The organism is Leucobacter japonicus (genome assembly GCF_001273855.1).
GTDB classification, from domain to species: Bacteria; Actinomycetota; Actinomycetes; order Actinomycetales; family Microbacteriaceae; genus Leucobacter; species Leucobacter japonicus.
Genome location: NZ_JHBX01000112.1, coordinates 1 through 25447, shown reverse-complemented (window position 1 = coordinate 25447; position 25447 = coordinate 1). Strand labels below are relative to the sequence as shown.

The 25447-nt window shown below is 65.8% G+C and carries 23 protein-coding genes and 2 tRNA genes; 13 read left to right on the top strand and 12 right to left on the bottom strand.

All coding sequences use genetic code 11. The features are described 5' to 3' along the window. Positions 1-4506, bottom strand: coding sequence for an efflux RND transporter permease subunit (locus tag AMS67_RS12210; RefSeq protein ID WP_053387642.1), 4506 nt, complete (start codon positions 4504-4506; stop codon positions 1-3). Between the two features lie 88 nt (positions 4507-4594). Between AMS67_RS12210 and AMS67_RS12205 the strand changes: the two genes are divergently transcribed. Next, the gene (locus AMS67_RS12205) at positions 4595-5899 is read left to right on the top strand and encodes a DUF445 domain-containing protein (protein WP_053387641.1); all 1305 of its coding nucleotides are present in this window, start codon (positions 4595-4597) and stop codon (positions 5897-5899) included. Positions 5900-5918: 19 nt separating this feature from the next. Here AMS67_RS12205 and AMS67_RS12200 read toward each other — a convergent pair whose 3' ends face one another. Beyond that, the gene (locus AMS67_RS12200) at positions 5919-6548 is read right to left on the bottom strand and encodes a hypothetical protein (RefSeq protein ID WP_053387640.1); all 630 of its coding nucleotides are present in this window, start codon (positions 6546-6548) and stop codon (positions 5919-5921) included. Between the two features lie 129 nt (positions 6549-6677). Between AMS67_RS12200 and AMS67_RS12195 the strand changes: the two genes are divergently transcribed. Beyond that, positions 6678-6875: a DUF3073 domain-containing protein gene (locus AMS67_RS12195; RefSeq protein ID WP_053352243.1), complete on the top strand. Its 198-nt coding sequence runs from the start codon at positions 6678-6680 to the stop codon at positions 6873-6875. Positions 6876-7066: 191 nt separating this feature from the next. On the opposite strand, the gene AMS67_RS12190 is transcribed toward AMS67_RS12195, so the two are convergent. From AMS67_RS12190 to AMS67_RS12180, 3 genes are all read right to left on the bottom strand, one after another. Further along, positions 7067-7813 (bottom strand): phosphoglyceromutase, encoded by a 747-nt coding sequence (locus AMS67_RS12190; protein WP_053387639.1) that lies wholly within the window; start codon positions 7811-7813, stop codon positions 7067-7069. 38 nt (positions 7814-7851) lie between these two features. After that, positions 7852-8991 carry a CAF17-like 4Fe-4S cluster assembly/insertion protein YgfZ gene (ygfZ, locus tag AMS67_RS12185; protein WP_053387638.1) on the bottom strand — a complete coding sequence of 380 codons (1140 nt, stop codon included), beginning with the start codon at positions 8989-8991 and terminating at the stop codon, positions 7852-7854. Positions 8992-9188: 197 nt separating this feature from the next. Beyond that, positions 9189-9491 (bottom strand): hypothetical protein, encoded by a 303-nt coding sequence (locus tag AMS67_RS12180; RefSeq protein ID WP_053352246.1) that lies wholly within the window; start codon positions 9489-9491, stop codon positions 9189-9191. A 136-nt stretch (positions 9492-9627) separates the two neighbouring features. Between AMS67_RS12180 and AMS67_RS12175 the strand changes: the two genes are divergently transcribed. From AMS67_RS12175 to pstB, 8 genes are all read left to right on the top strand, one after another. Continuing rightward, the gene (locus tag AMS67_RS12175; RefSeq protein WP_053387637.1) at positions 9628-10299 is read left to right on the top strand and encodes a winged helix-turn-helix transcriptional regulator; all 672 of its coding nucleotides are present in this window, start codon (positions 9628-9630) and stop codon (positions 10297-10299) included. Then, complete coding sequence (gene mshD, locus AMS67_RS12170) at positions 10296-11255, top strand: mycothiol synthase (RefSeq protein WP_053387636.1); 960 nt, start codon at positions 10296-10298, stop codon at positions 11253-11255. Before AMS67_RS12175 ends, mshD begins: the two co-directional genes overlap by 4 nt. Continuing rightward, positions 11252-13381 (top strand): RNA degradosome polyphosphate kinase, encoded by a 2130-nt coding sequence (locus AMS67_RS12165; protein WP_053352249.1) that lies wholly within the window; start codon positions 11252-11254, stop codon positions 13379-13381. Before mshD ends, AMS67_RS12165 begins: the two co-directional genes overlap by 4 nt. Continuing rightward, positions 13378-14343, top strand: a complete 966-nt coding sequence (locus tag AMS67_RS12160) for an NUDIX hydrolase (RefSeq protein WP_306455251.1) — start codon at positions 13378-13380, stop codon at positions 14341-14343. Before AMS67_RS12165 ends, AMS67_RS12160 begins: the two co-directional genes overlap by 4 nt. Before the next feature lie 217 nt (positions 14344-14560). Next, on the top strand, positions 14561-15661 hold the full coding sequence (locus AMS67_RS12155) for a phosphate ABC transporter substrate-binding protein PstS (RefSeq protein WP_053387635.1): 1101 nt from the start codon (positions 14561-14563) through the stop codon (positions 15659-15661). A 106-nt stretch (positions 15662-15767) separates the two neighbouring features. Beyond that, on the top strand, positions 15768-16706 hold the full coding sequence (pstC, locus tag AMS67_RS12150) for a phosphate ABC transporter permease subunit PstC (protein WP_053352251.1): 939 nt from the start codon (positions 15768-15770) through the stop codon (positions 16704-16706). Then, the gene (pstA, locus tag AMS67_RS12145) at positions 16706-17827 is read left to right on the top strand and encodes a phosphate ABC transporter permease PstA (RefSeq protein WP_053387634.1); all 1122 of its coding nucleotides are present in this window, start codon (positions 16706-16708) and stop codon (positions 17825-17827) included. Before pstC ends, pstA begins: the two co-directional genes overlap by 1 nt. Before the next feature lie 47 nt (positions 17828-17874). Beyond that, positions 17875-18654: a phosphate ABC transporter ATP-binding protein PstB gene (gene pstB / locus AMS67_RS12140; protein ID WP_053387633.1), complete on the top strand. Its 780-nt coding sequence runs from the start codon at positions 17875-17877 to the stop codon at positions 18652-18654. A 73-nt stretch (positions 18655-18727) separates the two neighbouring features. On the opposite strand, the gene AMS67_RS12135 is transcribed toward pstB, so the two are convergent. Next, positions 18728-19177 carry an acyl-CoA thioesterase gene (locus AMS67_RS12135; protein WP_075201373.1) on the bottom strand — a complete coding sequence of 150 codons (450 nt, stop codon included), beginning with the start codon at positions 19175-19177 and terminating at the stop codon, positions 18728-18730. A 261-nt stretch (positions 19178-19438) separates the two neighbouring features. After that, positions 19439-20068 (bottom strand): hypothetical protein, encoded by a 630-nt coding sequence (locus AMS67_RS12130; RefSeq protein ID WP_053387632.1) that lies wholly within the window; start codon positions 20066-20068, stop codon positions 19439-19441. Between the two features lie 239 nt (positions 20069-20307). Between AMS67_RS12130 and AMS67_RS12125 the strand changes: the two genes are divergently transcribed. Continuing rightward, a complete protein-coding gene (locus AMS67_RS12125) occupies positions 20308-20493 on the top strand; it encodes a CsbD family protein (protein ID WP_053387631.1) in 186 nt (61 codons plus the stop codon). Positions 20494-20560: 67 nt separating this feature from the next. Here the strand turns inward: AMS67_RS12125 and AMS67_RS12120 are convergent. Together AMS67_RS12120 and AMS67_RS12115 are read right to left on the bottom strand one after the other, a co-directional pair. Then, positions 20561-20632: transfer RNA gene (locus AMS67_RS12120), tRNA-Lys, on the bottom strand. Positions 20633-20698: 66 nt separating this feature from the next. Continuing rightward, entirely contained in the window at positions 20699-21325 is a 627-nt protein-coding gene (locus AMS67_RS12115) for a LysE family transporter (protein WP_053387677.1), read from the bottom strand. Positions 21326-21401: 76 nt separating this feature from the next. Between AMS67_RS12115 and AMS67_RS12110 the strand changes: the two genes are divergently transcribed. Both AMS67_RS12110 and AMS67_RS12105 read left to right on the top strand, forming a co-directional pair. Next, positions 21402-21477, top strand: a tRNA-Ala gene (locus AMS67_RS12110). 136 nt (positions 21478-21613) lie between these two features. After that, positions 21614-22315 (top strand): GntR family transcriptional regulator, encoded by a 702-nt coding sequence (locus AMS67_RS12105; protein ID WP_082305503.1) that lies wholly within the window; start codon positions 21614-21616, stop codon positions 22313-22315. A gap of 337 nt (positions 22316-22652) precedes the next feature. Here the strand turns inward: AMS67_RS12105 and AMS67_RS17405 are convergent, their stop codons facing one another. The 3 genes from AMS67_RS17405 to AMS67_RS17640 all read right to left on the bottom strand — a co-directional run. Next, complete coding sequence (locus tag AMS67_RS17405; RefSeq protein ID WP_156316649.1) at positions 22653-22904, bottom strand: hypothetical protein; 252 nt, start codon at positions 22902-22904, stop codon at positions 22653-22655. Between the two features lie 525 nt (positions 22905-23429). Beyond that, a complete protein-coding gene (locus tag AMS67_RS12095) occupies positions 23430-23624 on the bottom strand; it encodes an antitoxin VbhA family protein (RefSeq protein ID WP_053387628.1) in 195 nt (64 codons plus the stop codon). 305 nt (positions 23625-23929) lie between these two features. Continuing rightward, a partial coding sequence (locus tag AMS67_RS17640) for an Ig-like domain-containing protein (RefSeq protein ID WP_241488070.1) occupies positions 23930-25447 on the bottom strand: 1518 nt, incomplete at its 5' end.

The window sequence follows — 25447 nt, the reverse complement described above, 5'->3', positions numbered from 1 at the left end:
TCAGCGTTCCTCGGTGGAGTCAGTCGGTTGGGGATCGTCGGTCGGTGTGTGTTCGGTCGCGCCCGGATCTGCAGCATGACCGGCCGCCTCGTCGACCTCCTGCGTCGCCTGCCACATGAGCTGCTCCCAGTTGAGCTCGCCGGTCACCGGCGGAGCGGGTTCCTGCGTCTCAGCGGCAGCTTCGGGCTGCGGCAGCACGAGCGGCGTCGTCGCAGCATCGATGTCGGAGTGCGCGAACAACGGGGCGACCGCATCAACCGACTCCGTCAGGTCGGGCTCGGGCTCCGGCTCGGCTGAAGTCTCGACGTTCTCGGGCTGCGACTCGCCCCCGGCGTCATGCGCGGGATTCGGCGCGATGTTCTGGGCGGGGGCCGGCTCTGGCACGGGCCAGGGGTCTGGTGCGGTCCACGGTTCCGGATCGATCTGCGTCGGTGCGTCGGGTACCCCGTGTGCACCGGCGGCCCGAATCGGTGCGTCGTCGACGGCGTCTGCGTCAGTACCGTCGGGCTCGCTCGCCAAATCGCTCAGTGGGTTATCCGTGCCCGTAAACCCGAGATCAGAGAGATCCATCGACATCTGCTGCGTCGACGGCCCCATCGCTTCGTGACCGTTTTCGGGAACACGACCGAACTCGTGCGGTTCGGGATCGACTACTGGCGCCGACGGGGTTTCCGACGCAGCCGGCTCCGACGGCGCAGCGGTCTCCGGCTGCACACCGGGCACCGGCATCGCAGCCGGCTCCGACGACGCAGCGGGCACCGGCGACACTGATACTTCGGGATCGAGCTCGACGCCTTGTGTCGGCTCCACGTCGACGACGTGATCGGGTGCGAGCAGTTCCCACCCGGATGGCGCAGAAGATGCGATGGGAGCGGTGGCCCCGACGTGGTCAGTGCGCACGGAATCGTCGGCGGGATCGGTGTTCACCGATGCCGGTTCGATCGTGACGGGTGCGGTCGTCGGGGCAGGAGCAATCACGGAGTCGGAAGCGATCTCCGACTCAGGCCCGGGCGTCGGCAGAGACGCTGACATCGGCGGAGCTGCCGTCATCGGCTGACCGAAAGCGGCAGACACCTGACCCTCGGGTGACGCCTCGGGCACCCCGTGGGCGAGATACCCCGCGTCGCCCAATCCGCTGGCGGCGCCGATACCCAAGCCCATCGCTCCAGCACCAGCGCCAGCGCCAACACCGGCGCTCGCGCCAGCACCCGCAGCGCTGACAGCGGTGCGCCCGAAGGTACCGCGTCGACGGCGCGGCTGCGGTGCCGACGCCGCGTCTCCGGTCGCGACGGCAAGCGGACCGGTCGGGTCGCGCGGATCCGGCGCAGCATTGCCGCTCCGTCGCCGAGGCCCGGTCTCCCGACGCCGTTCAACGAGGTAGTAGAGCGTGGGGAGCACCACGAGCGTCAGTACTGTCGACGACAGCAGACCACCGATCACGACGACAGCGAGGGGTTGCGAGATGAACCCGCCCTTGCCGGTGATTCCCAGAGCCATCGGTGTGAGCGCGAGAATGGTCGCCAGGGCAGTCATCACGATGGGCCGCAGACGTTGCAGTGAGCCGTGCAGCACAGCGTCGCGCAGTGCATCACCGCGCACGCGGTATTGGTTCACGAGGTCGATGAGCACGATCGCATTCGTGACGACGATGCCGACGAGCATGAGCACGCCAATGAGCGATGCCACCCCGAGCGGGATGCCGGTGGCGATCAGCAGGAGAATCGTGCCGGTCGCGGCGAATGGCACCGAGATCAGCAGCAGCAGCGGCTGCAGCAGGCTGCGGAACGTCGCCACCATGACGACATACACGATCAAAATCGCGGCGAGCAGCGCCAGGCCGAGCTGCTGGAAGGCATCGGACTGCTGCGAGAGCACTCCCCCGACCTCGGCTTTCGCCCCCTGCGGCAGATCGATGCTCTCGAGCGCGGCGCTCACCTGCGCACCGGCGGAGCCGAGATCATCGGCCTGGGGCAGCGCGGAGACCGTCACCGATCGGGCACCGTCCTGGGTGCGCACGGTGACCGGGCCGTCGGCGACCTGAACGGTTGCGAGACTGCTCAGCGCCTGGGGGCCGCTGGCGGTTTGAATCGTCAGTGCCGAGACTCCCGCCGCATCGGTCGGCGCAACGCCGTTCGCCAGGTAGACCGCGACGGTGTTGGCATCGATCGTGATCTGGCCGATCTGCGCGGGCTGCATCTGCTGCGCGACTTGCCCGGCGACTCCCGCCTCGGTCAGGCCTGCCTGGGCGGCGAGCGTGCGATCCACCGTGATGGCAAGGTACTGGCGTGAGACGCCGAGATCGCTCTCCACCTGCTGCAGTGCCGAAATGTCTGACAGCGCCTGAACCACGGCATCGCTTGCCTGTGCGAGCGAATCCTGGTCGGGAGCGGTGACATTGACTTCGATCGCACTCGACCCGGTCACGCCTCCGCCCGACTGGCTGATCGAGAATGTTCCGGCGTCGTCGAGAGCGTCGACGGCGGCGCGAATGTCGTCTTGTGCCTGCGCCTGGTTCGCGTCGGCGTTCGTGGTGATGGAGTAGTTCACCGCACCGTCTCCGCCGCCTCCGAACAACGCCGCGGCCCCACCGGCGCTGCCGATGGTCACCTGCACACTCTCGATCGAGCTGATGGGGTCGAGTGCCTGCTCCACTTTCTCGGCCTGCGCCAACTGCGTGTCGAGGCTCGTTCCCGGAGCAAGATTCTGCACGAGCCCGACAGAGTTCTGCTCATCAGAGCCGATGAAGTTCGTCTTGAGCAGCGGTGTCGCCGCCAGGCCGACCGTGCCGATGAAGATTGCGAGCGCGATAGCGAGCGTCTTCAACGGGCTGTGCAGCGTCCATTCGATGATCGGGCGATACCAGCGCTGCAGGCGCGTCGGGTGCGCATCGATTTCGGCGCCGGCCTGGTACTTCGCATCTTCGCCGCTGCCGGCCGTGATGAAGCCGTCGCGACGTCGCGCGGGCCCGGTGCGCAAGAACCAGTAGGCGAGCACCGGCACGATCGTGAGCGAGACGAGCAGCGATGCGATGAGGGCGATGGTGACGGTGAAGGCGAAGGGGCGAAAGAGTTCGCCGACCATGCCGCCAACGAAGGCCATGGGCAGGAAGACCGCGACTGTGGTGATCGTCGACGCGGTGATCGCACCGGCGACCTCTCGCACTGCGGCAATGATGACCGGGGCCCGGTCTCCGCCATCCGTCAGGTGCCGTTTGATGTTCTCGATCACCACGATCGAGTCGTCGACGACGCGACCGATCGAAATGGTGAGCGCGCCCAGCGTGAGCAAGTTGAGCGTGTAGTCGGCGAAGTTCAACCCGACAAACGTGAGCAGCACAGAAGTCGGAATCGAGATTGCCGTCACCAGCGTTGCGCGAATCGACATCAGGAAGACCAGAATGACGAGCACGGCGAAGACGAGACCGAGCAGACCCTCGGTCGTGAGCGTCTCGATCGACTGCTCCACGTAGGGCGCCTGATCGAAGATCACGGTCAACTGGGCGCCGCCCAACTGATCTTCGAGATCGGAGAGCTGGGCTTGCACCGCGTGCGAGACGTCGACGGTGTTCGCCGCCGACGTCTTCGTCACGGCGATCGTGAGCGCCGAGGCGCCGTTCACCCGCGAAATACTCGTCTCGGGCCCGGGTTCGAGCGACACCGTCGCGACCGCACCGATGGTGGCCGGAACCGGCGCCGCTGCCGCGTCATCCGCGAGCCCCGGCGCCTGCGCGGCGGCCTGCTGCGCAGCGAGCTGTTCGGCGCTCACCGCGAGCGGCAGCGCGGCGATCTCATCGGCGGAGTGCAGCTCGGTACCCGCTTGCACCGCGAGCGTGCGATCGCCCTCGGTGACCGATCCCGCCGCGATGAGCACGCCGCTCTGCTGCAGGGTGTCGGTGATCGTCTGCGCGCTGAGCCCCTGGGCCGCGAGCGCTTCGAAGTTCGGCGTGATGGTGATGCGCTCCGTGCGTGCACCGGTGATCTGCGCGTCGCGCACCCCATCGATATCGGAGAGGTCGGGAATCGCCGTGCGCTCGGCGAGTGCCGCTGTCGATTCCGGAGTTTCGCCCTCGGCAGGCGTGACGGCGATCTGAATGATCGGGAAGTCGTCGATGCTGCCCGAGACCACCTGGGTGTCCGCTGCGTCTGGGAGCATCTGCGAGATCCGACTGATCGCACGCTCCACTTTCTGCTCGGTCGATGCGAGGTCGACCCCGTACGTGAACTGGGCAAGCACGGTGGACGTGCCCGTGCTCGACGTAGCCGACGACGACTCAAGCTGGGGCACGCCGCGCAGCGCGGTTTCGATGGGCACCGACACGTCTTTATTGACGACCTCGGGTGAGGCTCCCGGGTAACTCGTGACCACCGCGATCGTCGGGAACTGCACCGAGGGCATCAGCTCCTGCTTGAGCGATCCGACTCCGATCAAGCCGAACACGGCGGCAACGATCGTGACAAGCGCGATCAGTGCACGGTTTTTGAGGCTGAGCGCGGTGAGCAGATGCATGGGCACGATTATCCCACGCGGGCTGCGACATTCCGGGGTTCCCAGCTCCCCCGTGGAAGGCCGTCGTGCAAAGGAGGATAATACTGGGATGCCGCAGCCCCGCACGCGCCGCACTCTCGGCGCCGTCTCCGACGCCGATTTCCAGCGCCTCGCCGAGCTCCGCCGTATGCAGACCATCGCGGTGGCGCTGCTGATCGCGATGGCGGTGCTCTTCGTCATCTCGTTCGTGCTGCAAGCGCGCTTCCCGGCCTGGGGGTTCGTGCGTGCGGCGAGCGAGGGCGGCATGGTCGGCGCACTCGCCGACTGGTTCGCGGTCACCGCGTTGTTCCGGCATCCCCTCGGCATCAAGATTCCACACACCAACCTCATCTCCCAGAAGAAGAACGACATCGGCGAGGGGCTGGGCTCGTTCGTCGAAGAGAACTTCCTCGCCGACGAGGTCGTGCACAACAAGCTCTCGGAGATCAGCGGTGCACGCCGGGCCGGCGAGTGGCTGTCGGATCGCCGCAGCGCAGAGCGGGTCGGCGAGATGGTGGCGAACGCTGGTCTCGGCACGCTTGCCGTGCTTGACGACGACGACGTGCAGGAGCTGATCGAGGTACTCGTGCGGCGACACGTCGTCGAACCCGAATGGGGCCCGCTGCTGGGCCGCGCAACCGAGACGTTCGTGGCGGGCGGTCATCACGGCGCACTGCTCGACATCGCTGCGGATCGCCTCGCCGAATGGCTCATCGCCCACCCGGCAGCCTTCGACCGCGTCATCTCTTCTCGCCTCCCGTCATGGGTGCCGAGCGTCGTCGATCGCTTCGTCGATAATCGGCTGCATGCCGAAGCCGTGAAGTTCGCGCAGAACGTGGCCCGCGACCCCGAGCACCCCGCACGCATCGCAATCGCCCGGTTCCTCACCGACCTCGCCGGCGACTTGCAGCAGCAGGAGCACTTGCAGCAGCAGTTGGAGTCGTTCAAGCGCGAGGTCTTCGACAGCCCCCGTATTCGTGCGCTCGCTGCGAGCACCTGGCGCACGGCGCGCGCGGCGATCGTCGAGATGCTGCAGGATCCGCAGAGCGATCTGCGCGTGCGTATGGTCAGCGCCGCGCAAGACTTCGGGCGCAAGCTGCAAGAGGACGCAACCCTGCAGTACAAGATCGATGTCTGGGTCATGGAGGTGGTGGAGCACCTCGTGCGCACCTACCGCCATGATCTTGCGAATGTGATCACGGAAACGGTGCAGCGCTGGGATGCGCAAGAGGCCGCGGAGAAGATCGAACTGCAGGTCGGTAAGGATCTGCAGTTCATCCGCATCAATGGCACCGTAGTGGGCTCCCTCGCGGGTCTCGTCATCTACACGATTGCCACGCTGGTGATCTCTCCATTGGCCGGGATCTCGCACTGACGCCGCGCGGCGCGGTCGATCACTCGCGATAGGCGACGGGCAGCAGCAGGTCTTGCACCCGGTCTGACGACGCGGTGTGATCCGCTCTGGTCGCGATCGCACAGCGCTGCACTCGGCAGTCGAGGCCGTCGATCTCAGGCTCTGGCACCGTGAGTTCGACCGAGAAATCACCGTCGTCGGTGAACGTATGCGTGGCGAAGTTCCGCCACGCCCAGTCGTTCGTCACCCATGCACTCGACAGGTGGCTGAGATCGGCATCACCCGATTGGGCCCCCTCGGGGATGCCCCCCAGGCACGGCCCCGGCTTCTCGTCAGCGGTGGCCGGGATCGCGCAGATCGCAACGTATATGCCGATGCCTGCATCGAAACCGCCGCCGTCAATTTGCAACTGCTGCCCGGGCTCGAGCGCGTCAAGAGCGGCCGGCGCGCCGTCGGCGTTCTGCGCGGTCAGCGTGCGGGTGCGGTCGTCGGCGCCGGTGGCGGTGACCGCCGACACGATGGTGTCGGGCACCGCCTGGCCTGACCCGCCAGCACTGCGATGCAGCAGGATCGGCGCGACCACTGCGGCCACCGCGACGAGCACGAGCGCCGCAACGATCAGCAGCGCGATGAGCGCGATTCGTACGGGGCGTGATCGCGTCGAAAGCATGACCTCATGCTAACGCGCACGGCGTAGTGAGCAGACTCATCATGCTAGAATCTGCACCATACGTCTATGAACTGGTATCTGCCTCGGGGAGCATATCCCGCGGGGCCCGAATGTGTAAGGGGGTCACGCATGGGGCGCGGCCGTCAAAAGGCAAAGCACACCAAGGTCGCCCGGGAGCTGAAGTATTTCAGCCCGGATACGAACTACTCTGCGCTGCAACGAGAACTCTCCGCGGCCGAGGCCGCTGAGGCATCGCGCGTTCGCGAGGAAGATCCTTGGGCGGAATATGCCAGCAAGTACAACGCGGAAGACGACGACGAGGATTAAGTTCCACGCGTCGCATCGCTTCGCGGTACACGAGTAAGGGCCCCTCCTCTGGAGGGGCCCTTACTCGTGCCTGAACGCACGATCATGAGTTACCGGCGCCGGGTATCGAGGCTGCCGGCAATCGGTGTCAATTTCTGCACGAAATCGTCGTTCATTTGCGCAGAAATCGACACCGATTCGGCTGGTTGCGTCTAGTGGCCCTTGCCCTGCGCGGCAACGGCCGCGGCGCCGGCGGCGGCGGCCTCAGGGTCGAGGTACCGGCCCGGGCCGGTCGGCGTGCCGTCGTCGTTGATCTCGTAGACCAGCGGCATGCCCGTCGGGATGTTGACGCCGGCGATGTCTTCGTCTGAAATGCCGTCGAGGTGCTTCACGAGCGCGCGCAGCGAGTTTCCGTGTGCGGTGACGAGCACCGTGTTGCCGGCGCGGAGGTCGGCGAGAATGTCGCTCTCCCAGTAGGGCAGCATGCGATCGATCACGTCAGCGAGGCACTCGGTCTGCGGCCGCTCACCATCGATGTGCGCGTATCGGGGGTCGCCCGCCTGCGACCACTCGCTCGAATCGTCGAGCACGGGAGGCGGGGTGTCGAACGAGCGTCGCCATTCCATGAACTGCTCTTCGCCGTACTTCTCGAGCGTCTCCGCCTTGTCGAGACCCTGCAAGGCCCCGTAGTGGCGCTCGTTGAGCCGCCACGAGCGGCGCACCGGCACCCAGAGTCGATCAGCGGTCTCGAGTGCGAGATGAGCCGTCTGAATCGCCCGGCTGAGCACCGAGGTGTGCAGCACGTCGGGCAGCAGGCCGGCCTCGGCGAGCAGCTCGCCGGCCCGTGCGGCCTCCGCGCGGCCCTGGTCGGTGAGTCGCACATCGACCCATCCGGTGAAGAGGTTTTTCTGGTTCCAGTCACTCTGCCCGTGACGCAGCAGGATCAGCGTATTCGTCATACGCCCCAGTCTATGGGCGCACGATCACGGCTGTGCAGTCAGAGCCGCTGCAATCGGGGAATGTCTCGCGTCGCCCCGGCTTCGGGCGGCACGATCGTCTCTTGCGTCGCCGCGATGGGCTCTTCCGCCGCCGCGCTCGCATCGTTCCCGCTCGGCCCGCTGCGCACTTCGAGGATCGCGTTTTCAGGAACCGAACGCTTCAGCAGCGCGAGCGCGATGCCGCCCCACTCGTAGTGCAGCGCCGCACGGGTCACGCGGCCAACCGGCCGGGCCGCTGAATCGTTCGCGGATCCGGAACCCGCGAACACCAGCGCACCGGCGACCGGGAGTTCCCCTGCCAGCCCGTCGAGATGCAGCAGTGCGAGGCGACGCGGCGGGTGCCCGAGGTTGTGCACTTTCGCGACCGTCTCTTGCCCGCGGTAGCAGCCCTTCGTGAGGTGCACCGCCGTACGCATCCAATCGAGTTCGTGCGGGATCGCCCGCTCATCGGCGTCCCCGGCCTGCGACGGGCGCCAGGCGCGCACCTCGAGCGCGTCGAGCGCGAGTGACCCCGCAGCGCGCACAGTGCCGGAGCGCACCAGCGCCGTCACGGCATCGATTCGATCTCGAGGGAAGACGAAGTGGGTCGCCGACCATTCGGCGCCCGCGTGCGGGGCGTCGGAGCGGGCGTACTGCACGCCTCCACGGCTCACCGACGCCCAGGGGTCGTTCCATTCGACCTCGGGCTCGAGCGCACGTACCGCATCGGCGGCGTCGCCCGCGAACGCGAGCACCGCGGCATGCGAGGCGCTGACGTCTTCGACGGCAACGCGGAGCGCGAATCGCATGCGCTGAAGAAACTCGGTCAGCGGTGCCGCAGAGCCCTGGTCGACGAGCAACCAGGTGTGCTCGCCATCGTCGATGACCCGCGCCGCACGCTCGATGCGACCGTTGGCGTCGAGCAGCAATGTCTCGGTGCTCTCGCCCGGCGGCAGACTGAGCAACTGCTGACTCGTCATCGAGTGCAACCAGCTCAGGCGATCTTGACCCGAGACCAAGACGATGCCGTGGTGCGAGAGATCGACGACCGCCTTCCCCTCGTCGAGCGCACGCTGCTCGACGAGGGGCTCACCGTAGTGCCGAGCAACGCCCGAGTCTGCATCGGTGATCGCGCCGGGCAGCGCGGCGAACGGATTCATGCGAGAGGCCCGGGCGTCACAGCAGGCGTGCGCTTAGCGCTGACCCTTGAAAAGCTTGTAGATGACCGTGCCCGAGACCCAGGCGATCGCGAGCGACGCCAGGCCGAGCAGTCCGAGGAAGAAGAGTTCGAGCGCGAGAAGCATGCTGTCAGTCTATACCGTCGAGCAAACAGGGAGCGCGGCAGGGGCGGCAGGAATCAGCGCGAGAACAGCAGCCCGATCACGTCGATGACGGCAATGACCACCACAGACCCCGCGACGCTGAATGCGACACGGGTGATGAAGCCTTCGCGCTGCGCCGTGCCGAGCTGCAGCCCGAACGTGACCAGTGTCGAGACGCCGATGGCGAGCACCAACCATGAGAAGCGGTGCTCAGGGGCGACGAGCACCGAGACGAGAACGCCGATGACCGCGGCGACCGCCCACGCGATGATCAGTCGCGAAACGTGCCACGAGTGCGCGTCGGGCATCTCGGAAGTCGGAGGCGGCGTCTCGGTCATCAGACCATTGTTCCACACCGGTGGTTTTCGACCGCTCCGCAACATTCAAGGCCGTGAAACATGAACGAAACGGCCGCGAAACAGGGCGCTGAGTACTATGAATCCAGACCAACCGGACAAGGAAGGGAGCGAATCGATGCAGCTGCTCTGCCTGTCGGATCGTGATCCTGCGGACTCGCTCCCGGGCCTCGATCTCCTGCCGCACGATGTGCGAACGTCTCCGCTCTCACTGCGCGTGCCCGAGACGATGGCCGATCGCTTCGATGCGATCCTGATCGATGGCACACTCGATGCCCGGCGTGCGCGCGCGGCGTGCCTCAGCCTCACTGACGGCAGCGAAACACCGCGCGTCGTCGTGCTCCCTGAAGTCGCGCTGACCGCACTGACCCCGGATTGGGGAGTGCAAGAACTGCTCCTGCCCACCGCCAGCCCGGTCGAGATCGAATTGCGCCTCCGACTCCTCGAACGCCCGCAAGCCGCCGAGCAGCCCTCGGCGGTGCACGCGGCCGGTGTCGTCATTGACGAGTCCAACTTCACCGCGCGCCTGTTCGGGCGCCCGCTCGACCTCACCTACAAGGAGTTCGAGCTGCTCCACTTCTTGGCCGGCAACCCCGGTCGCGTGTTCACCCGCGAGCAGTTGCTCAGCGATGTGTGGGGCACCGACTACTTCGGCGGCACGCGCACCGTCGACGTGCACGTGCGGCGGCTCCGTGCCAAGCTGGGCGAACACGAGGGCCTGATCAGCACGGTTCGCGGCGTCGGGTACGGCTTCGCTCGGGCTCGCACCGAGGAGGAGAGCCCCGAATGACGCGTCTCGAGTCGCACATCGCCGAACGATCGTCCGACTTCGAGACCGCCCGCGCGATCGCCCACGCTGCCGAGGCGCACGACGGCTCGGCCCCCGTTTCTGACCAGGCGATGCTCGCAGCTACTCAGGGCGAGCGCACCCTCCTGCTCTTCACCGATGCTGGCGATCCGGATCCCGTGGCCTTCGGCATCGTCGGCGATGGCGAGGTCGATCTCGCCGTGCTTCCTGAGGCCCGCGGCCGCGGGGTCGGTCGCGCCGCGCTCAGCGTGCTGCTCGAGACTGCCGGAGACGAAGCTGCGTTCCTCGCTTGGGCGCACGGGGTGAACCCTGCCGCCGAATCGCTGCTGACGGGAGCGGGCTTTACCCCCGTGCGGTCGCTGTACCGCATGGCGCTCGATCCGGCGCTGCTTCCCGACCGAGGTCAAGATCCGCTCACCCTCGATGTTCCCCCGGGGTTCACCCTGCGCCCCTTCGACCCGGCGCAGACCGCTGACGCCGGAGTGTGGGTGCGCGCAAACGCCTCGGCATTCGCGACCCACCCCGAGCAAGGGCGCATCACCGAGGCCGACTTCGCGCTGATCTGCGCGGAACCGTGGTTCGACGCCGACGATCTGCTGCTGCTCATCTCCGACGCAGGCGCCGATTCGGGACTCGAGGCTGGCGAGGCCGCCGGCTCCACCTGGATCAAGACGGTGCGCGGCGAAACCGTCGAGACCGAGCTCTATGCCGTCGGGGTTCGCCCGGAATTCGCCGGCCGCGGCATCGGCCGCCTGCTGCTCGAGGCCACCCTCGCGCGCATGGCGCAGCATTCGCCCGATCGCGTCTCGCTCTATGTCGATGGCGAGAACACCCGGGCAGTCGAGCTGTATGAACGCGCGGGGTTCACCATTGATTCACGCAGCCGCCAGTGGCGGCGACCCCCAGTGTCGGTGCCGGGTGCCACAATGGACGCATGAACGACGACATCAGCGAGATTGCCGACGGCACCATCGAGCTTCCGGCCGATCGATACATCGACCGCGAGCTGAGCTGGCTCGCGTTCAATCAGCGCGTGCTCGAGCTCGCCGAAGATCCGTCGACGCCGCTGCTTGAGCGTGCGAACTTCCTCGCAATTTTTGCGGCGAACCTCGACGAGTTCTTCATGGTGCGCGTGGCCGGCCTGAAGCGCCGCATTGTCACGGGCCTGGCCGTACCGACCAATGTGGGGCGCGCGCCGACCGAGGTGCTCGCCGACATCAACCGGCGGGCGTACGAGCTCCAGTTGCGGCACGCCGAGTGCTTCCGCGGCGATGTGATGCCGGCGCTCGCCGAAGCCGGCATCAAGATCGTCGAGTGGGAAGATCTCGACGACGCCGATCGCGAGATCCTCACCGACTACTACGAGCAGCGCATCTACCCGGTGCTCATGCCGCTCGCCGTCGATCCGGCGCACCCCTTCCCCTACATTTCGGGGCGCGCACTGAACGTCTCCATCCGCGTGCGCAACCCCAACACCGACAAGGTCGAGTTCGCCCGCCTCAAGGTGCCCCAGATGATTCCGCGGTACGTGCGCGTCGACGGGCGCGAGAGCGTCGACGACGTTCGCTACATCCCGCTTGAAGCGCTCATCGCGAACCAGCTCGACGGTTTGTTCCCCGGCATGGAGGTCATCGACCACCACGTCTTCCGCGTGACGCGCAACGAAGACGTCGAGATCGAAGAGGACGAGACTGAGAACCTGATTCAGGCGCTTGAGAAAGAGCTGCTGCGGCGCCGATTCGGGCCGCCCATCCGCCTCGAGATCTCCGACGACATGGACGAGGCAACGCTCGAGCTGCTCGTTCGCGAGTTCGATATCGACGAGCAGCAGGTGTACACCCTGCCCGCGCCGCTCGACCTCAGCGGTCTCTTCGCGTTGACCCGCGTCGCGCGCCCCGACCTCAAGTTCACGCCCCACATCCCGGTGACGCACCCGCAGTTCCGATCGAGCTCGCCGAGTGAGAAGCCCGATACTTTTGCCGCAATCGCGCGTCGCGAGGTGCTCGTGCACCACCCGTACGAGTCGTTCTCGACCAGCGTGCAGGCGTTCGTCGAGCAGGCGGCGACCGACCCCGATGTGCTCGCCATCAAGCAGACGCTGTATCGCACGTCAGGCGACAGCCCCATCGTCGCTTCGCTCATCAAGGCAGCCGAAGCCGGCAAGCAGGTGCTCGCGCTCGTCGAAGTCAAAGCACGATTCGATGAAGAGGCGAACATCACCTGGGCCCGCAAGCTCGAGCAGGCGGGTGTGCACGTCGTCTACGGCCTCGTCGGGCTCAAGACCCACTGCAAGCTCGTCCATGTGATTCGCGAAGAGGGCGGGCGCCTCGCCCACTACTGTCACATCGGCACCGGCAACTACAACCCGAAGACGAGTCGCATCTACGAAGACTTCGGCCTGTTCACCTCGTCGCCCGAGGTGGGTCGCGATGTGACGAAGCTCTTCAACGTGCTCTCGGGGTACGCCATCGAAACCGACTACGACCGCCTGCTCGTCGCTCCCCTGCAGCTGCGCAGCGGGCTGCTCGAGCGCATCGAGCGCGAGGCCGAGCACGCACGTGCCGGCCGGCCGAGCGGCATCAAGCTCAAGGGCAACTCGATGGTCGACGAGACGATCATCGATGCGCTGTACCGTGCGAGCCAGGCCGGCGTGCCGATCGATGTGTGGATGCGCGGCATCTGCTCCATCCGCGCCGAGGTCCCCGGGCTCTCCGAGACCATCCGTGTGCGCTCCGTGCTCGGCCGCTATTTGGAGCACTCGCGCATCTTCTCCTTCGAGAACGACGGCGAACGCGAAGTCTTCATCGGCAGCGCGGACCTCATGCATCGCAATCTCGACCGTCGCATCGAAGTGCTCGTGCGCCTCGAAGAGCGGGAGCACCTCGCGCGCATCGATCGGTTCTTCGATTTCGCGTTCAGCGACGACGTATCGTCGTGGCGCATGCTGCCCGACGGCAACTGGCACCGCTCAGTGGTCAATGCAGCCGGCGAGAAGCTCCCCGACCTGCAAGACCTCGTCATGGACGACCGCACCGAGGCGCGTCGCGCGCGCCGGGCACGGTGACCCGGCGGGTGACGGGGGAAGTCTTCGCAGCGGGCACGATCTGCTGGCGACGCGAAGCGACCCCTGAAGGAGGGGCTCGCACGCTTGTGCTGGTGATCCACCGCCCAAAGCGCAACGACTATTCCTTTCCGAAGGGCAAGCTCGACCCCGGCGAGAGCATGCCCCAGGCCGCCGTGCGCGAAACGCGCGAGGAGACCGGCTTCAAAGTGCACCTCGGGGCGCACCTCGGCACGATCCATTACAACCTCAGCGGCGGGCGCCGCAAGACGGTGCAGTACTGGGCCGCACAGGTCTCAGAGCGGCTCGCGCAAGCGGGCCGGTTCCGCCCGAACAGCGAGGTCGACGCCATCGAGTGGGTGCCGCTCGATGCGGTGCGCGAGCGGCTCACCTATGCAGCCGACCGCGAGCTCTTCGACGTCTTCCTCGACCTCGCCGGCCGCGACCTGCTCGACACGTACTCGATCACGCTGCTGCGGCACGCGAAGGCGTTGCCGCGCTCATCCAGCACCATGGCCGACCACCTGCGACCGCTGACCCCGTTCGGGCAAGACCAGGCCGAGACGCTTGTGCCGACGCTCGAGGCCTTCGGGGCAAAGCGCTTCTACTCGTCGACCGCCGTGCGCTGCCGGTCGACGATCGCGCCCCTCGCGCATCATCGGGGCAAGCTCGTGCGCGAGACCGACGCGTTCAGCCACGATCGTTGGGACACGGGCGACCTGTCCGAACTGCGCGCCCTCCTGACGCGCATCGTCTCTCGACGCAAGAGCGCGGTCATCTGCAGCCACCGCCCGGTGCTGCCCGATCTCGCGCGCGAACTCGCACTCGCCACCGGCAGCCCGAGCGGTGCGTACCTGAACGCGGCGGCCGCACTCCCCACCGCTGGTTTCTCCGTCTTCCACTTCGCGAAGCACCACCCCGAAGCCGGCATTCTGGGGGTCGAAACCTACCCGCTGCAGCACTGACCCGTACCGGCGAACCGCTTCGTCGCAGCGTAGACAAGCTGAGCGGCAACGCGCACGAATGCGTGTGCATCATCTGACCTGGCGGCTTTCAGACGGCGTGAGTTCACCTGTTGTTCACCCACTGGCAGACATCGCGTCATGCGGGGTGCTTAGCGTGGTGTCGTGGTCGTTCGAGACCATCACCTCACATCCGTTTTCCAGATTGGATCACCCTCAAGTGAAGCTTTCCGCATTCGCCAAGGTCGCCGCTATCGGTGGCATCGCCGCACTCACGCTGACCTCTTGCGCCGCGAACGAGGGCGGCAGCTCCTCCAACGAAGAGACCTCTGCCGGTTCGAGCCTCTCGGGCGAGCTCGTCGGCGCCGGCGCTTCGTCGCAGGGCTCGGCACAGGAGGCCTGGGTCGCCGGCTTCCAGACCGCCAACGCTGACGTCACCGTCAACTACGAGCCCTCGGGTTCGGGTGCAGGTCGCGAGACCTTTCAGCAGGGCGCCAGCGCGTTCGCCGGCTCGGACCGCGCGTTCAAGACCGACGAGATCTCGGCCGGCCCCTTCGAGGGCTGCGCGACCGGCGACATCGTCGAGTTCCCCGCCTACATCTCCCCGATCGCGATCATCTTCAACGTCGACGGTGTCGATTCGCTGAAGCTCGATGCGTCGACCGTCGCGCAGATCTTCTCGGGCAAGATCACCAAGTGGAACGACGCGGCGATCACCGCGCAGAACGAGGGCGTTGAGCTCCCCGATGCGAACATCACCGCTGTGCACCGCTCCGATGACTCGGGCACCACCGGCAACTTCACCGATTACCTCGGTGCAGCGGCTGCCACCGACTGGACCGTGGGCTCGGTCGAGACCTGGCCGACCGAGTTCGGCGGCGAGGGTGCACAGGGCACCTCGGGCGTCGTCTCGGCAGTCAAGAACGGCACCGGCACCATCGGCTACGCCGACGCATCGCAGGCAGGCGACCTCGGCACCGTCGAGATCAAGGTCGGCGAAGAGTACGTCGCGTACTCCCCCGAGGCCGCAGCTGCCGTCGTCGACGCGTCGCCGCTCGAGGAGGGTCGCACCGACCACGACCTCGCGATCGCTCTCGACCGCACCTCGACCGAGGGCGGCGTCTACCCGATCGTGCTCGTGAGCTACCTCGTCGGTTGCGAAGAGTACGCTGATGCTGCGAACGCTGAGCTCGTGAAGTCGTACTTCAGCTACATCGTGAGCGAGGACGGCCAGAACACCGCCGCCGAGGCTGCGGGCAGCGCACCGATCTCGAGCGATCTCCGCACCAAGGTGCAGACCGCGATCGATTCGATCAAGTAATTCCCGTGAGAGCGGCGGGCACGATGCAGATCGTGCCCGCCGCTCTCCGCAGGTCGGGCTCCCTCGACCACCCTCGACTCCCTCTCCCCTCTACCCCGGAGACACAGTGACCGCCACTTCCGCCCCTGCCAAGCCGGTGCTCAGCCTCGGCGACCGCGTGTTCTCACGCTCCGCGGTCTTCGCGGGCAGCATGATTCTCGTCACGCTCGCCGCCGTCGCCATCTTCCTCATCGTGCAGAGCATCCCCGCGTTCGTCGCCACCGACGAAAGCGCTTCTCTGCTCACCAGCAACTTCTGGGCCTACGTCGGTCCGCTCGTCTTCGGCACTGTCTGGGCCGCGGCTCTGGCGCTGCTCATCGCGCTCCCGCTCGCCATCGGCATCGCACTGTTCATCTCGCATTACGCGCCCCGCCAGCTCGCGCAGGTGCTCGGGTACATCGTCGATCTGCTCGCCGCGGTTCCGAGCGTGGTCTTCGGTCTCTGGGGTATCGGCGTGCTCGCGCCGGCTGCCCGCCCGATCTTCGAGTGGCTGAACACCTACCTGGGGTGGATCCCGCTCTTCGGCGGCACCGTCAGCGGCACCGGCCGCACCATTCTGACCGCGGCGCTCGTGCTCGCGGTGATGATCCTGCCGATCATGACGGCGATCTGCCGCGAGATCTTCCTGCAGGCTCCCCGCCTGCACGAGGAAGCCGCGCTCGCGCTCGGCGCGACCCGCTGGGAAATGATTCGCATGGCCGTGCTGCCGTTCGGTCGCCCGGGCATCGTTTCGGCCGCCATGCTCGGCCTCGGCCGCGCGCTCGGCGAGACGATGGCCGTCGCTATGGTTCTCTCGGCGACCGGCCTCGTCACGTTCCGGTTGCTCACCTCTGAGAACCCCTCCACGATCGCTGCGAACATTGCGCTTTCGTTCCCTGAGGCCTACGGCGAGAACATCAACGTGCTGATTGCTACCGGCCTCATCCTGTTCGTCGTCACCTTCCTGGTGAACGCACTGGCTCGCTGGATCGTGAGCCGCCGCGCCGAGTTCTCGGCGGCGAACTGATGCTCCAGACGACCGAACCGACTCAAGAGGGGACCACTTCCGTGGCCATCACCGTTCGCCCCGTCCGTGCAGGGTCTTCCCTCGCCGGCAACCGGCTCTCGCGTTCCACGCCGTGGATCGTGCTCGCCGCGTGCCTGGCTGCCTCGCTCGCGCTCTTCGGACTGCTCGCTGCGGCGAGCGGCGCCGAATTCTCGCCCGTCGGGGCGATCCTGGTCGGCGCCATCGCCTTCGTGATCGTCATCACGATCATGTCGGCGACCGTCGAGGGCTCGCGCCAGGCGATGGATCGCTTCATCACCGCGATCGTGTCGGGAGCCTTCCTGCTCGCGATGGTGCCGCTCGTCTCAGTGGCGTTCACGGTGGTCTCGAACGGCGTCGCACGCTTCGACTCGGAGTTCTTCAACTCCTCGATGCGCAACGTCACCGGTGAAGGCGGCGGCGCGCTCCACGCGATGATCGGCACGCTGCTCATCACGCTGGCGGCCACCATCATCTCGGTGCCGCTCGGCCTCATGACCTCGATCTACCTGGTCGAGTACGGCCGCGGCAAGGTCGCGAAGACCATCACCTTCCTGGTCGACGTGATGACGGGTATCCCCTCGATCGTCGCGGGTCTCTTCGCCTACGCGCTGTTCGCGCTCTTCCTCGGGCCGGGCGTGCGCATGGGCATCGTCGGCGCCGTGGCGCTCTCCGTGCTGATGATCCCGGTCGTCGTGCGTTCGAGCGAAGAGATGCTGCGCCTCGTGCCCAACGAACTGCGCGAGGCCTCGTACGCGCTGGGCGTGCCGAAGTGGCGCACCATCATGAAGGTCGTGCTGCCCACCTCGATCGCGGGTATCACCACCGGCATCATGCTCTCGATCGCACGCGTCATCGGCGAGACGGCCCCGCTGCTCATCACCGCCGGGTTCACGGCATCGATGAACTACAACCTCTTCTCCGACCGCATGCAGTCGCTGCCCGTCTACGTGTACACGCAGTTCATGAACCAGGGCAACCCGGCCGAAGCATTCATCGACCGTGCCTGGGCCGCCGCCCTCGTGCTGATCCTCATCGTCATGGCACTCAACCTGCTCGGCCGCCTCATCGCCCGCTGGTTCGCCCCAAAGTTCGGCCGCTGACCCGCGGCCCTGCAGACCCACACCGACTCCCGAACGAAAGAATCACCATGTCGAAGCGCATCGAGGTCAACGACCTCAACGTCTACTACTCGAAGTTCCTGGCGGTCGAAGGGGTGTCGATCAACATCGAGCCCCGCAGCGTCACCGCCTTCATCGGCCCCTCGGGCTGCGGCAAGTCGACCTTCCTGCGCACGCTGAACCGCATGCACGAGGTCATCCCCGGCGCGCGCGTCGAGGGCGAGGTGCTGCTCGACGGTGAAGATCTGTACGGGCAGGGCGTCGATCCGGTGCTCGTGCGCCGCCAGGTGGGCATGGTGTTCCAGCGCCCCAATCCGTTCCCCACGATGTCGATTCGCGAGAACGTGCTCGCCGGCGTGCGCCTCAACGACCGCCGCATGTCGAAGAGCGACTCTGACGCACTGGTCGAGAAGTCGCTCATCGGCGCGAACCTCTGGAACGAGGTGAAGGATCGCCTCGACAAGCCGGGCTCGGGCCTCTCGGGCGGGCAGCAGCAGCGTCTCTGCATCGCACGCGCGATCGCGGTGTCGCCCGACGTGCTGCTGATGGACGAGCCGTGCTCGGCGCTCGACCCGATCTCGACCCTCGCCATCGAGGATCTCATCGATCAACTCAAGCAGGAGTACACGATCGTGATCGTGACCCACAACATGCAGCAGGCCTCGCGCGTCTCCGATCGCACGGCGTTCTTCAACATCGCGGGCACCGGCAAGCCGGGCAAGCTCATCGAGTTCGACGACACCTCGACGATCTTCTCGACCCCGTCGGTGCAGGCCACTGAAGATTACGTCTCGGGCCGCTTCGGGTAAATCCGAGCTCGGGATCGCGAAAGCCCCGGTGCACGCCAGTCGATGGCGACACCGGGGCTTTCGCGTTCCCCGCTCAGTTGTCGCCGCGGTTCGGCATCTCGTCGGCGGTCGGCATGCGGTCGCGATCGTACGTGATTTCGGTGTAGCCGTGGGGCGCCGGGCTGCCGTCGGGGCCGATGTTCACGAACACGATGCGCTCAATCGAAAGAATCGTCTTGCGCGTGATCATGTTGCGCACGACCGCGCGCATCGTGAGCGACGTGCGACCGAACTCGGTGGCGACGAGCCCCATCTCGATGAGGTCGCCCTCGCGTGCCGACGCTTCAAAGTTGATCTCCGAGATCAGCTTCGTTACCACGTGCGGGTTGCCAAGCTGAATGATGGCGTAGATCGCGGCCTCTTCGTCGATCCATTTGAGCAGGCTGCCGCCGAAGAGCGACCCGTTCGCGTTCATGTCTTCGGGGCGCACCCACTTGCGCGTCGAGAAGTTGATGCCGTCTGCGTGCTGAAGCGGAGATCTCATACACCGAGCTTAGAACGCGCGTGTTTCGAGATCGCGACCGGTTCGCGGCGGGCAGCCGTCGCAGTGACAAGTGGCGCCTGGCAGCAAAGACCGAGCCGCAGAAACGCCTCTCGGCGGAAGGCCGCTCGAAGCGGCGAAAATTGGAGCCCGGGGTTACTGCGGCCCGGCGTGCATCAGTTTATCAAACGGGCTCTGGGCCGGATCGGCGTGGCGTCAGCGGAGGGCGAACACTGCGAGCGGGGTGCGCTGCGGCTTGCGGCGCTACGAGAGCGTGCCGTCTCGCCAGCGACGGGCACCGCCGTGCAAGTCGTGGGCGAGCGTCGAGTAGCGCAGAGCGCGGCGCGTCAGTTCTTCGGCGTGCGCGTCGTCGAGCACGTCGCGCGCGTCGGCGAGATCGGCGGCGCCGAGCGACATGATGCGGCAGTAGCTCGCGGCGCGATCGAGCGCTCCCCCGAGATCGCCGGCGAAGACTCCGCGCAAGATCGTGTCGCACAGGTGCGAAATCGAGTCGGGCGTCACGGGCTCGACGGCACCTGCGACGATGGGGTCGATCGTGACGGTGACCGCGGCGCCGCGACGAAAGAGGTCGGCTGATCCGGCAGGATCTGCATCGACCACGCGACGCAGCAGGTACAGGCGCCAGAGCAGGCCCGCGAGCGAGTGCGCGCTCTCCCCCGCCCACAGCTCCGCGATGTCGTCGAGGCCCGAGCCCGCCGCGAGTCCGACGACGCGCTCGACGACCTCGGGGTCGGCGACGCGGCGCACGCGATCGAGCAGCGCCCAGGAGGTCTCCTGGGCGAGGCGCTGAGCGGCTCCGGGTTCATCGGAACCAATGATCCAGTCAAAGGTGAAGCTCGGCTGCAGCACGGGGCGCTGGTGATCGCGGGACATCGGCCTCTTCTCGAGTTCGGGGTGACAGACCACGCGAGTCTACGCCGCAGATGTCGCGCGTGCGCACATCTCGCACGCGGACTCGAGCGGTATCCTGAAAGGAACAGCGCGCACCGGTGCAGCGTCGCGTTGCAGACCGGTCGCCGGGGTTGCAACCCCCTGGGGCTGTGAACCGATCGATGACAGGGTAGAACGTGTTCTCGCACCGAGAATGTTCCCCAATCACCGAGGAGGATCAGTTGAGCGCATCAGACAAGATTTCTGCCGCAGCCGACAAGCTGAAGGGCAACGCGAAGGAAGCCATCGGCCACGTGACCGGTGACGACGAGAAGGTCGCCGAGGGCAAGCTCGACCAGGCGAAGGGCGATCTCAAGAGCGCCGGCGAGAAGGCCAAAGACACCGCGAAGGATGTCTTCGGCAACTGAACCGCCGCACGACAAAACGGCCCCGCTCTCCCATCCGGGAGCGGGGCCGTTTCGTGTGTGGTACTCGTGCCCCCAGTAGGGATCGAACCTACGACCTGCGGATTAAAAGTCCGTAGCTCTACCGCTGAGCTATAGGGGCCAACCCGATCAAGCTTAGCGGATCGCGCGGCCTCGCTGTCGCCCCGGCGACACGAGCACGCAAGGCTCAGTGAATGAAAGCCAGCAGCGCAGCGACGCCGATGAAGAGCGCACCGAAGACGGTGTTGAGTACGCGCTGACCGCGCATCGTCGCCGAGTACCGTCGGAATGGGCGCGCCGCAACTGCGAAGAACCCCCACATGACGGCAATGTCAACACACACCACGGTCGCTGCCAGCACCGCGTACTGCGGCGCGAGCGGCAGATCCGACCGGATGAACTGCGGCACGAACGCGAGGAAGAAGACGATCGCCTTGGGGTTCAGCAGGTTGACCCAGAATCCGCGACGCAGCATGGGCCAGTGCCCACTCGAATCCACGGCGTCTTCGCCGCGGTCGACGACCTCACTAGGCTTCGTCAGGATGAGCCTGACACCCAGGTACACGAGGTACGCCGCCCCCGCGTAACGAATCACGTTGAACAGCACGGGGCTGCCGGCCACCAGCACCCCGACGCCGGCTGCGACAATCACGAGATGCACCAGCAGAGCGAGCTGCTGCCCCGCGATACCCCAGATCGATCGACGCCAACCGAAGGTCATCGAGTTCGACATCGTGTTGATCGCGCCGGCTCCCGGCGTCAAACTGATGACCACCGATGCCGTGAGCAGGGAGAGCCAGATCGCAGGAGCCACCCAGTCAGTGTAGGGCCGCACAGGGCACCGCGATTTCACTTCGCCTCAGCACGACTGATAGAGTGAAGCGCTGTTAGGGTCTGTGGCGCAGTTGGTAGCGCGTCTCGTTCGCAATGAGAAGGTCAGGGGTTCGATTCCCCTCAGATCCACCAGATACGGCCTCAGTTTCTTCGTGAAACGGGGCCCGTTTTCTTTCGCTTCGTGCCCTTTGCGAGGGGGACGTATCGGCCCACATTGATGCCAGAGCTCTCCAGACGCAGACGCCGCTGGCACCGTAGAGTGATGGATGTGCCCATTCCCAATGCATCCAAGCCCAAGATCGCCCGTCGACTCCTCCGCGACGAAGCGCACGATCTGATCCGCGCCGCGATACTCGACGGCACCCTCGCGCCCGGCGAGCAACTCGATGACTCGAGCCTGCAGAACTGGCTCGGGATCTCCCGCACCCCGATCCGCGAGGCGATCATTGCCCTGCAGGTCGAAGGCTTTGTCGAGATCGCCGCGCAGACACACACCCGCGTGGTCGACCCGACCCCGCAAGACGTGATCTACGCAATCCAGACCGTGGGCACCGTCTTCGGCGGCGTTCTGCGTTCGATCGTGCCGGAGCTCGACGACCTCACTCGAGCTCAGATCTTCGAGATCGTGGAACGCGCGAAAGCAGCAATCGCTGCGGGCGACGCACGCACGCACATGGACACGACGATCGAGTACTACCGGCTCATGATTGAGCGGTGCCAGAACCCGACCCTGAAACTGGTCGCCGACTGGGCCGTCACGTCGCTCAGCTTCAAGTACAGCATCACCGTCGACCAGCGCGAGCCCAATTGGGACATGCTCACACACGGTTGGGAGCACATGCATCAGGCGATCGTTGACGGTGACGCAATCGCTGCGGAGCTCGCTTGCGAAGACATGCATCTTCTCCCCGGTTCTGGCACCGATTGGGCGCCGCCGTCTTGGAAGTCGGACTCGGGAGCATCCGCATGATGCGATGTCGACCCCTTCGGTGCGGGAGCATAGGCAGCAATCAACCTCCAGTAGCAAATGTGTGACTCACATGATTCGTAGATTCCACGGTCCGGCAATGCTGTGCCTCGCAGCATCTCTGCTTCTCACGTCATGTGTAGCCGAGAACAGTGTCTCCTCGGCAGGCTCTGCTCAATCTGCGGCAGCGAGCGCGGATACGATCGTCGGCTCGTGGGAATCGGACTCGGTAGACGTCGTCAGATTATTCGTACACAACGGCTCCTTCAGCTTCGCGGGCCTGTGCCCGGGAAGCGGCACATGGGCCGAACACGGCGGGAAAATAGTTCCCACAGTGGAATCAATCCCTGGCATCGGCGGCTGCCCTTCGGAGTGGACGGTCGAAACTGCGGATGTAGCCGAATTCCGGCTGTTGGATGACGGCAAGCTTCTCGTCGTTGATGAAGCAGGTCACGAAGAACGGCTCTCCCGCTTCGACCTCTAAGCAGGCTGGATTGTCGGTGTCGGGGTGAAAAGGATCAGACCCGTCGCCAATAATCCATGAGCATGGATTCGGAGCGCGCTCCTTGCTGAACGAATGAGCGACGATCACGACGCAGGCCTAGGCCCCATACGCTGTTCTGTCGACCCTCATGACGGGCCGGCCCCGACTGCGCTTTGCCGAGTCGTCCGATAGCGCACTCGAGTGCGCGCAACGACCTCACTCTCAGTTGCAGCGTTCTCCGCGTCCGACTTTGCCAACGCCCTAGCAACCGATGATTTCCCGACGCCAAGCGCTCCCGCAATGTGTACGATCCTCTTCTTGTTCTCGCCCATGGCGATCGCCGCGTCGATACGTTCCTGTGTCATCACCGCGGCACGCCCCATTGGTGTGGTGGTGTCGAACGGCGACTCGATGCCACGGAACATGCTCTCGCGCGGGGCAGAGCCTCAACGCTCTGCTGCGATCCGGGTCACACCTGCCTCGTCCTCGAGGCCGCGCAGTGATCCCTCCGACAACAGCTCCCCTGCGGCGGAATCTGCTGCTCGTTCGATAAGCGAGTTCCGACCCGGTGTCTGCGGGCGTGGGGTGCCTCAGAAACCCCGTGGCGAGATCCAGAGATACGGGTCTACGAAGTCAAGCGAGGCCATAGCGAGCTCGAGCCCGGGCGACCAACTCACCCGAGTCGATCTTCCCGTCGATGTACTCCCCCGCATCGCGCTGAGTGTCAGCGTCGACCGTCAGCCCTTCCATCTCTCCGCTGTGGATCGCTTCATCGACACGACGTCGACGCTGGGCTTCTGCGGCTGCAGCTGAGACTCGAGATGCCATAAGCAGATCCTCTCGCGGGTGAACGGGTACCCCAATTCCACCAGATTTCCCCAAAATCACTTCAAGGGAGCTTCGGGCCAAATGGTTTCGGGAGGGATTTTGGGAAGATTCATTCCGCGGAATTCCGCGAGCTCACTTTCTCGACCCCGAGTCCGATTCGACTTCCCACAAACGATCGTTTATGAACCGCGTGCAGCGACCGTCATGCCGTTCGCTGATCATGCGGCGATGCGTGCACTGCGGCATTCACAAAGGGTGTGGGGCCACGGAGTTTTCCCGTGGCCCCACACCCTTTGTGTGTGCGCTTACCGCTGTCTGCGTCGGTTCATCGCGATGGTGAGTGCACCACCGGCGACCAGTAGCGCGAGCGCCGTGAGCGTCATCGCGGTCAGGTCGCTTCCACCGGTGTTCACGAGCTTGCCGCCACCGTTGCCGTTGGCCGTGCTCGTTCCGTTCGCGGTGCCGCCGTTGCTTGACCCGTTTGCATTCGCTCCGGCATTCGCGTTGCCAGTGGCGCCGCTATCGAACGGATCGATCTCGACAGTGATCGGGGTCGATTCATTGCCCGCAGGATCGCGCACGATGATCGTGAGCGGCCCGGTAACGGGCCCCGTTGAGGTGCATTCCCATGCCCCCGTGTCTCCGATCGTGACACTGCAGACCGGGTTCCCGTCACCGTCACTGATGACGACAGTATCTCCTGGGGTGCCGGTGCCTGTGCAGGTGACAGTGCCGTCAGCGTTTTCCACACAGATGACATCGCTGGGGTCCAGCGGCGCGGGGGGTGTGGTGTCGATCACGATCTCGTAGGGAGCACCAGCCAGTTCGCTGCCGCTCGCATCAATCGCTACTGGAACGACTTCAGTGCTGCCTTCAGGGAGCGCGGTCGTAGGCGTGCAGGACCACGCACCCAAGGCGTCAGCCGAGGTCGTGCAGAGCACGGTGCCGTCGGGCAGTCGCAGCTCGACCGTGTCGCCCGGCCCCGCCGCCCCGGTAAAGGTCGGGGTCGGATCGTTGATCGGGGTACCAGCGCCTGGCGACGAGATCACCGGGTACGCAGGGGTTGCGATCGGCGTAGATTCGTTACCTGCACCGTCACGAATGACGACAGCGATCGGGAAATCTTCGGGAGCGATCGGTGCGTCGGTGACGCACTCCCACTGACCCGATACCGGCACCTCAACCTCGCACACCGTGTCGCCATTCTTGTCACGCACAACCACGGTGTCTCCGGGGGTGCCTGTGCCCGCACAGGTGACAGTGCCGTCGGCTGCGACCGTACAGGTAACGTCGCCGGGCTCAGCCGGGGGCGTTACATCGATGATGATCGTGATCGGGCTGCCCTCAGTTTCGTTCCCCGCGGGGTCGATCGTGACCGGAGTGAACGTGTGTGTTCCTTCAGGTAGATCGGCCGGCAGGATGCACGACCAGTCGCCACTCGTGGGGACGGTCACCGAGCACACCACGGTACCCGTGTCATCACGGATCTCAACGGTGGAGCCTGGCTCCGCGGTGCCTTCAAACGTCGGAGTCTGCGTATTCACCGCATCACCATCCGCAGGAGACGTCACAACCGGAGCCGCCGGAGGCGTCACATCAACATCAATCGTGACCGGAGTACCCTCCGTCTCGTTCCCAGCCTCATCAACCGTCACCGGAGTGATCGTGTTCTCACCCTCAGGAAGCGGATTCGTGGGCGTGCAACTCCACACCCCACCAGCCGGAATCTCAATCGAGCAGATCACCGCACCAGACGCATCACGAAGCTCGACCGTGTCACCCTCATCACCGGTACCCGCAAACGTCGGAGTCTGCGTATGCAC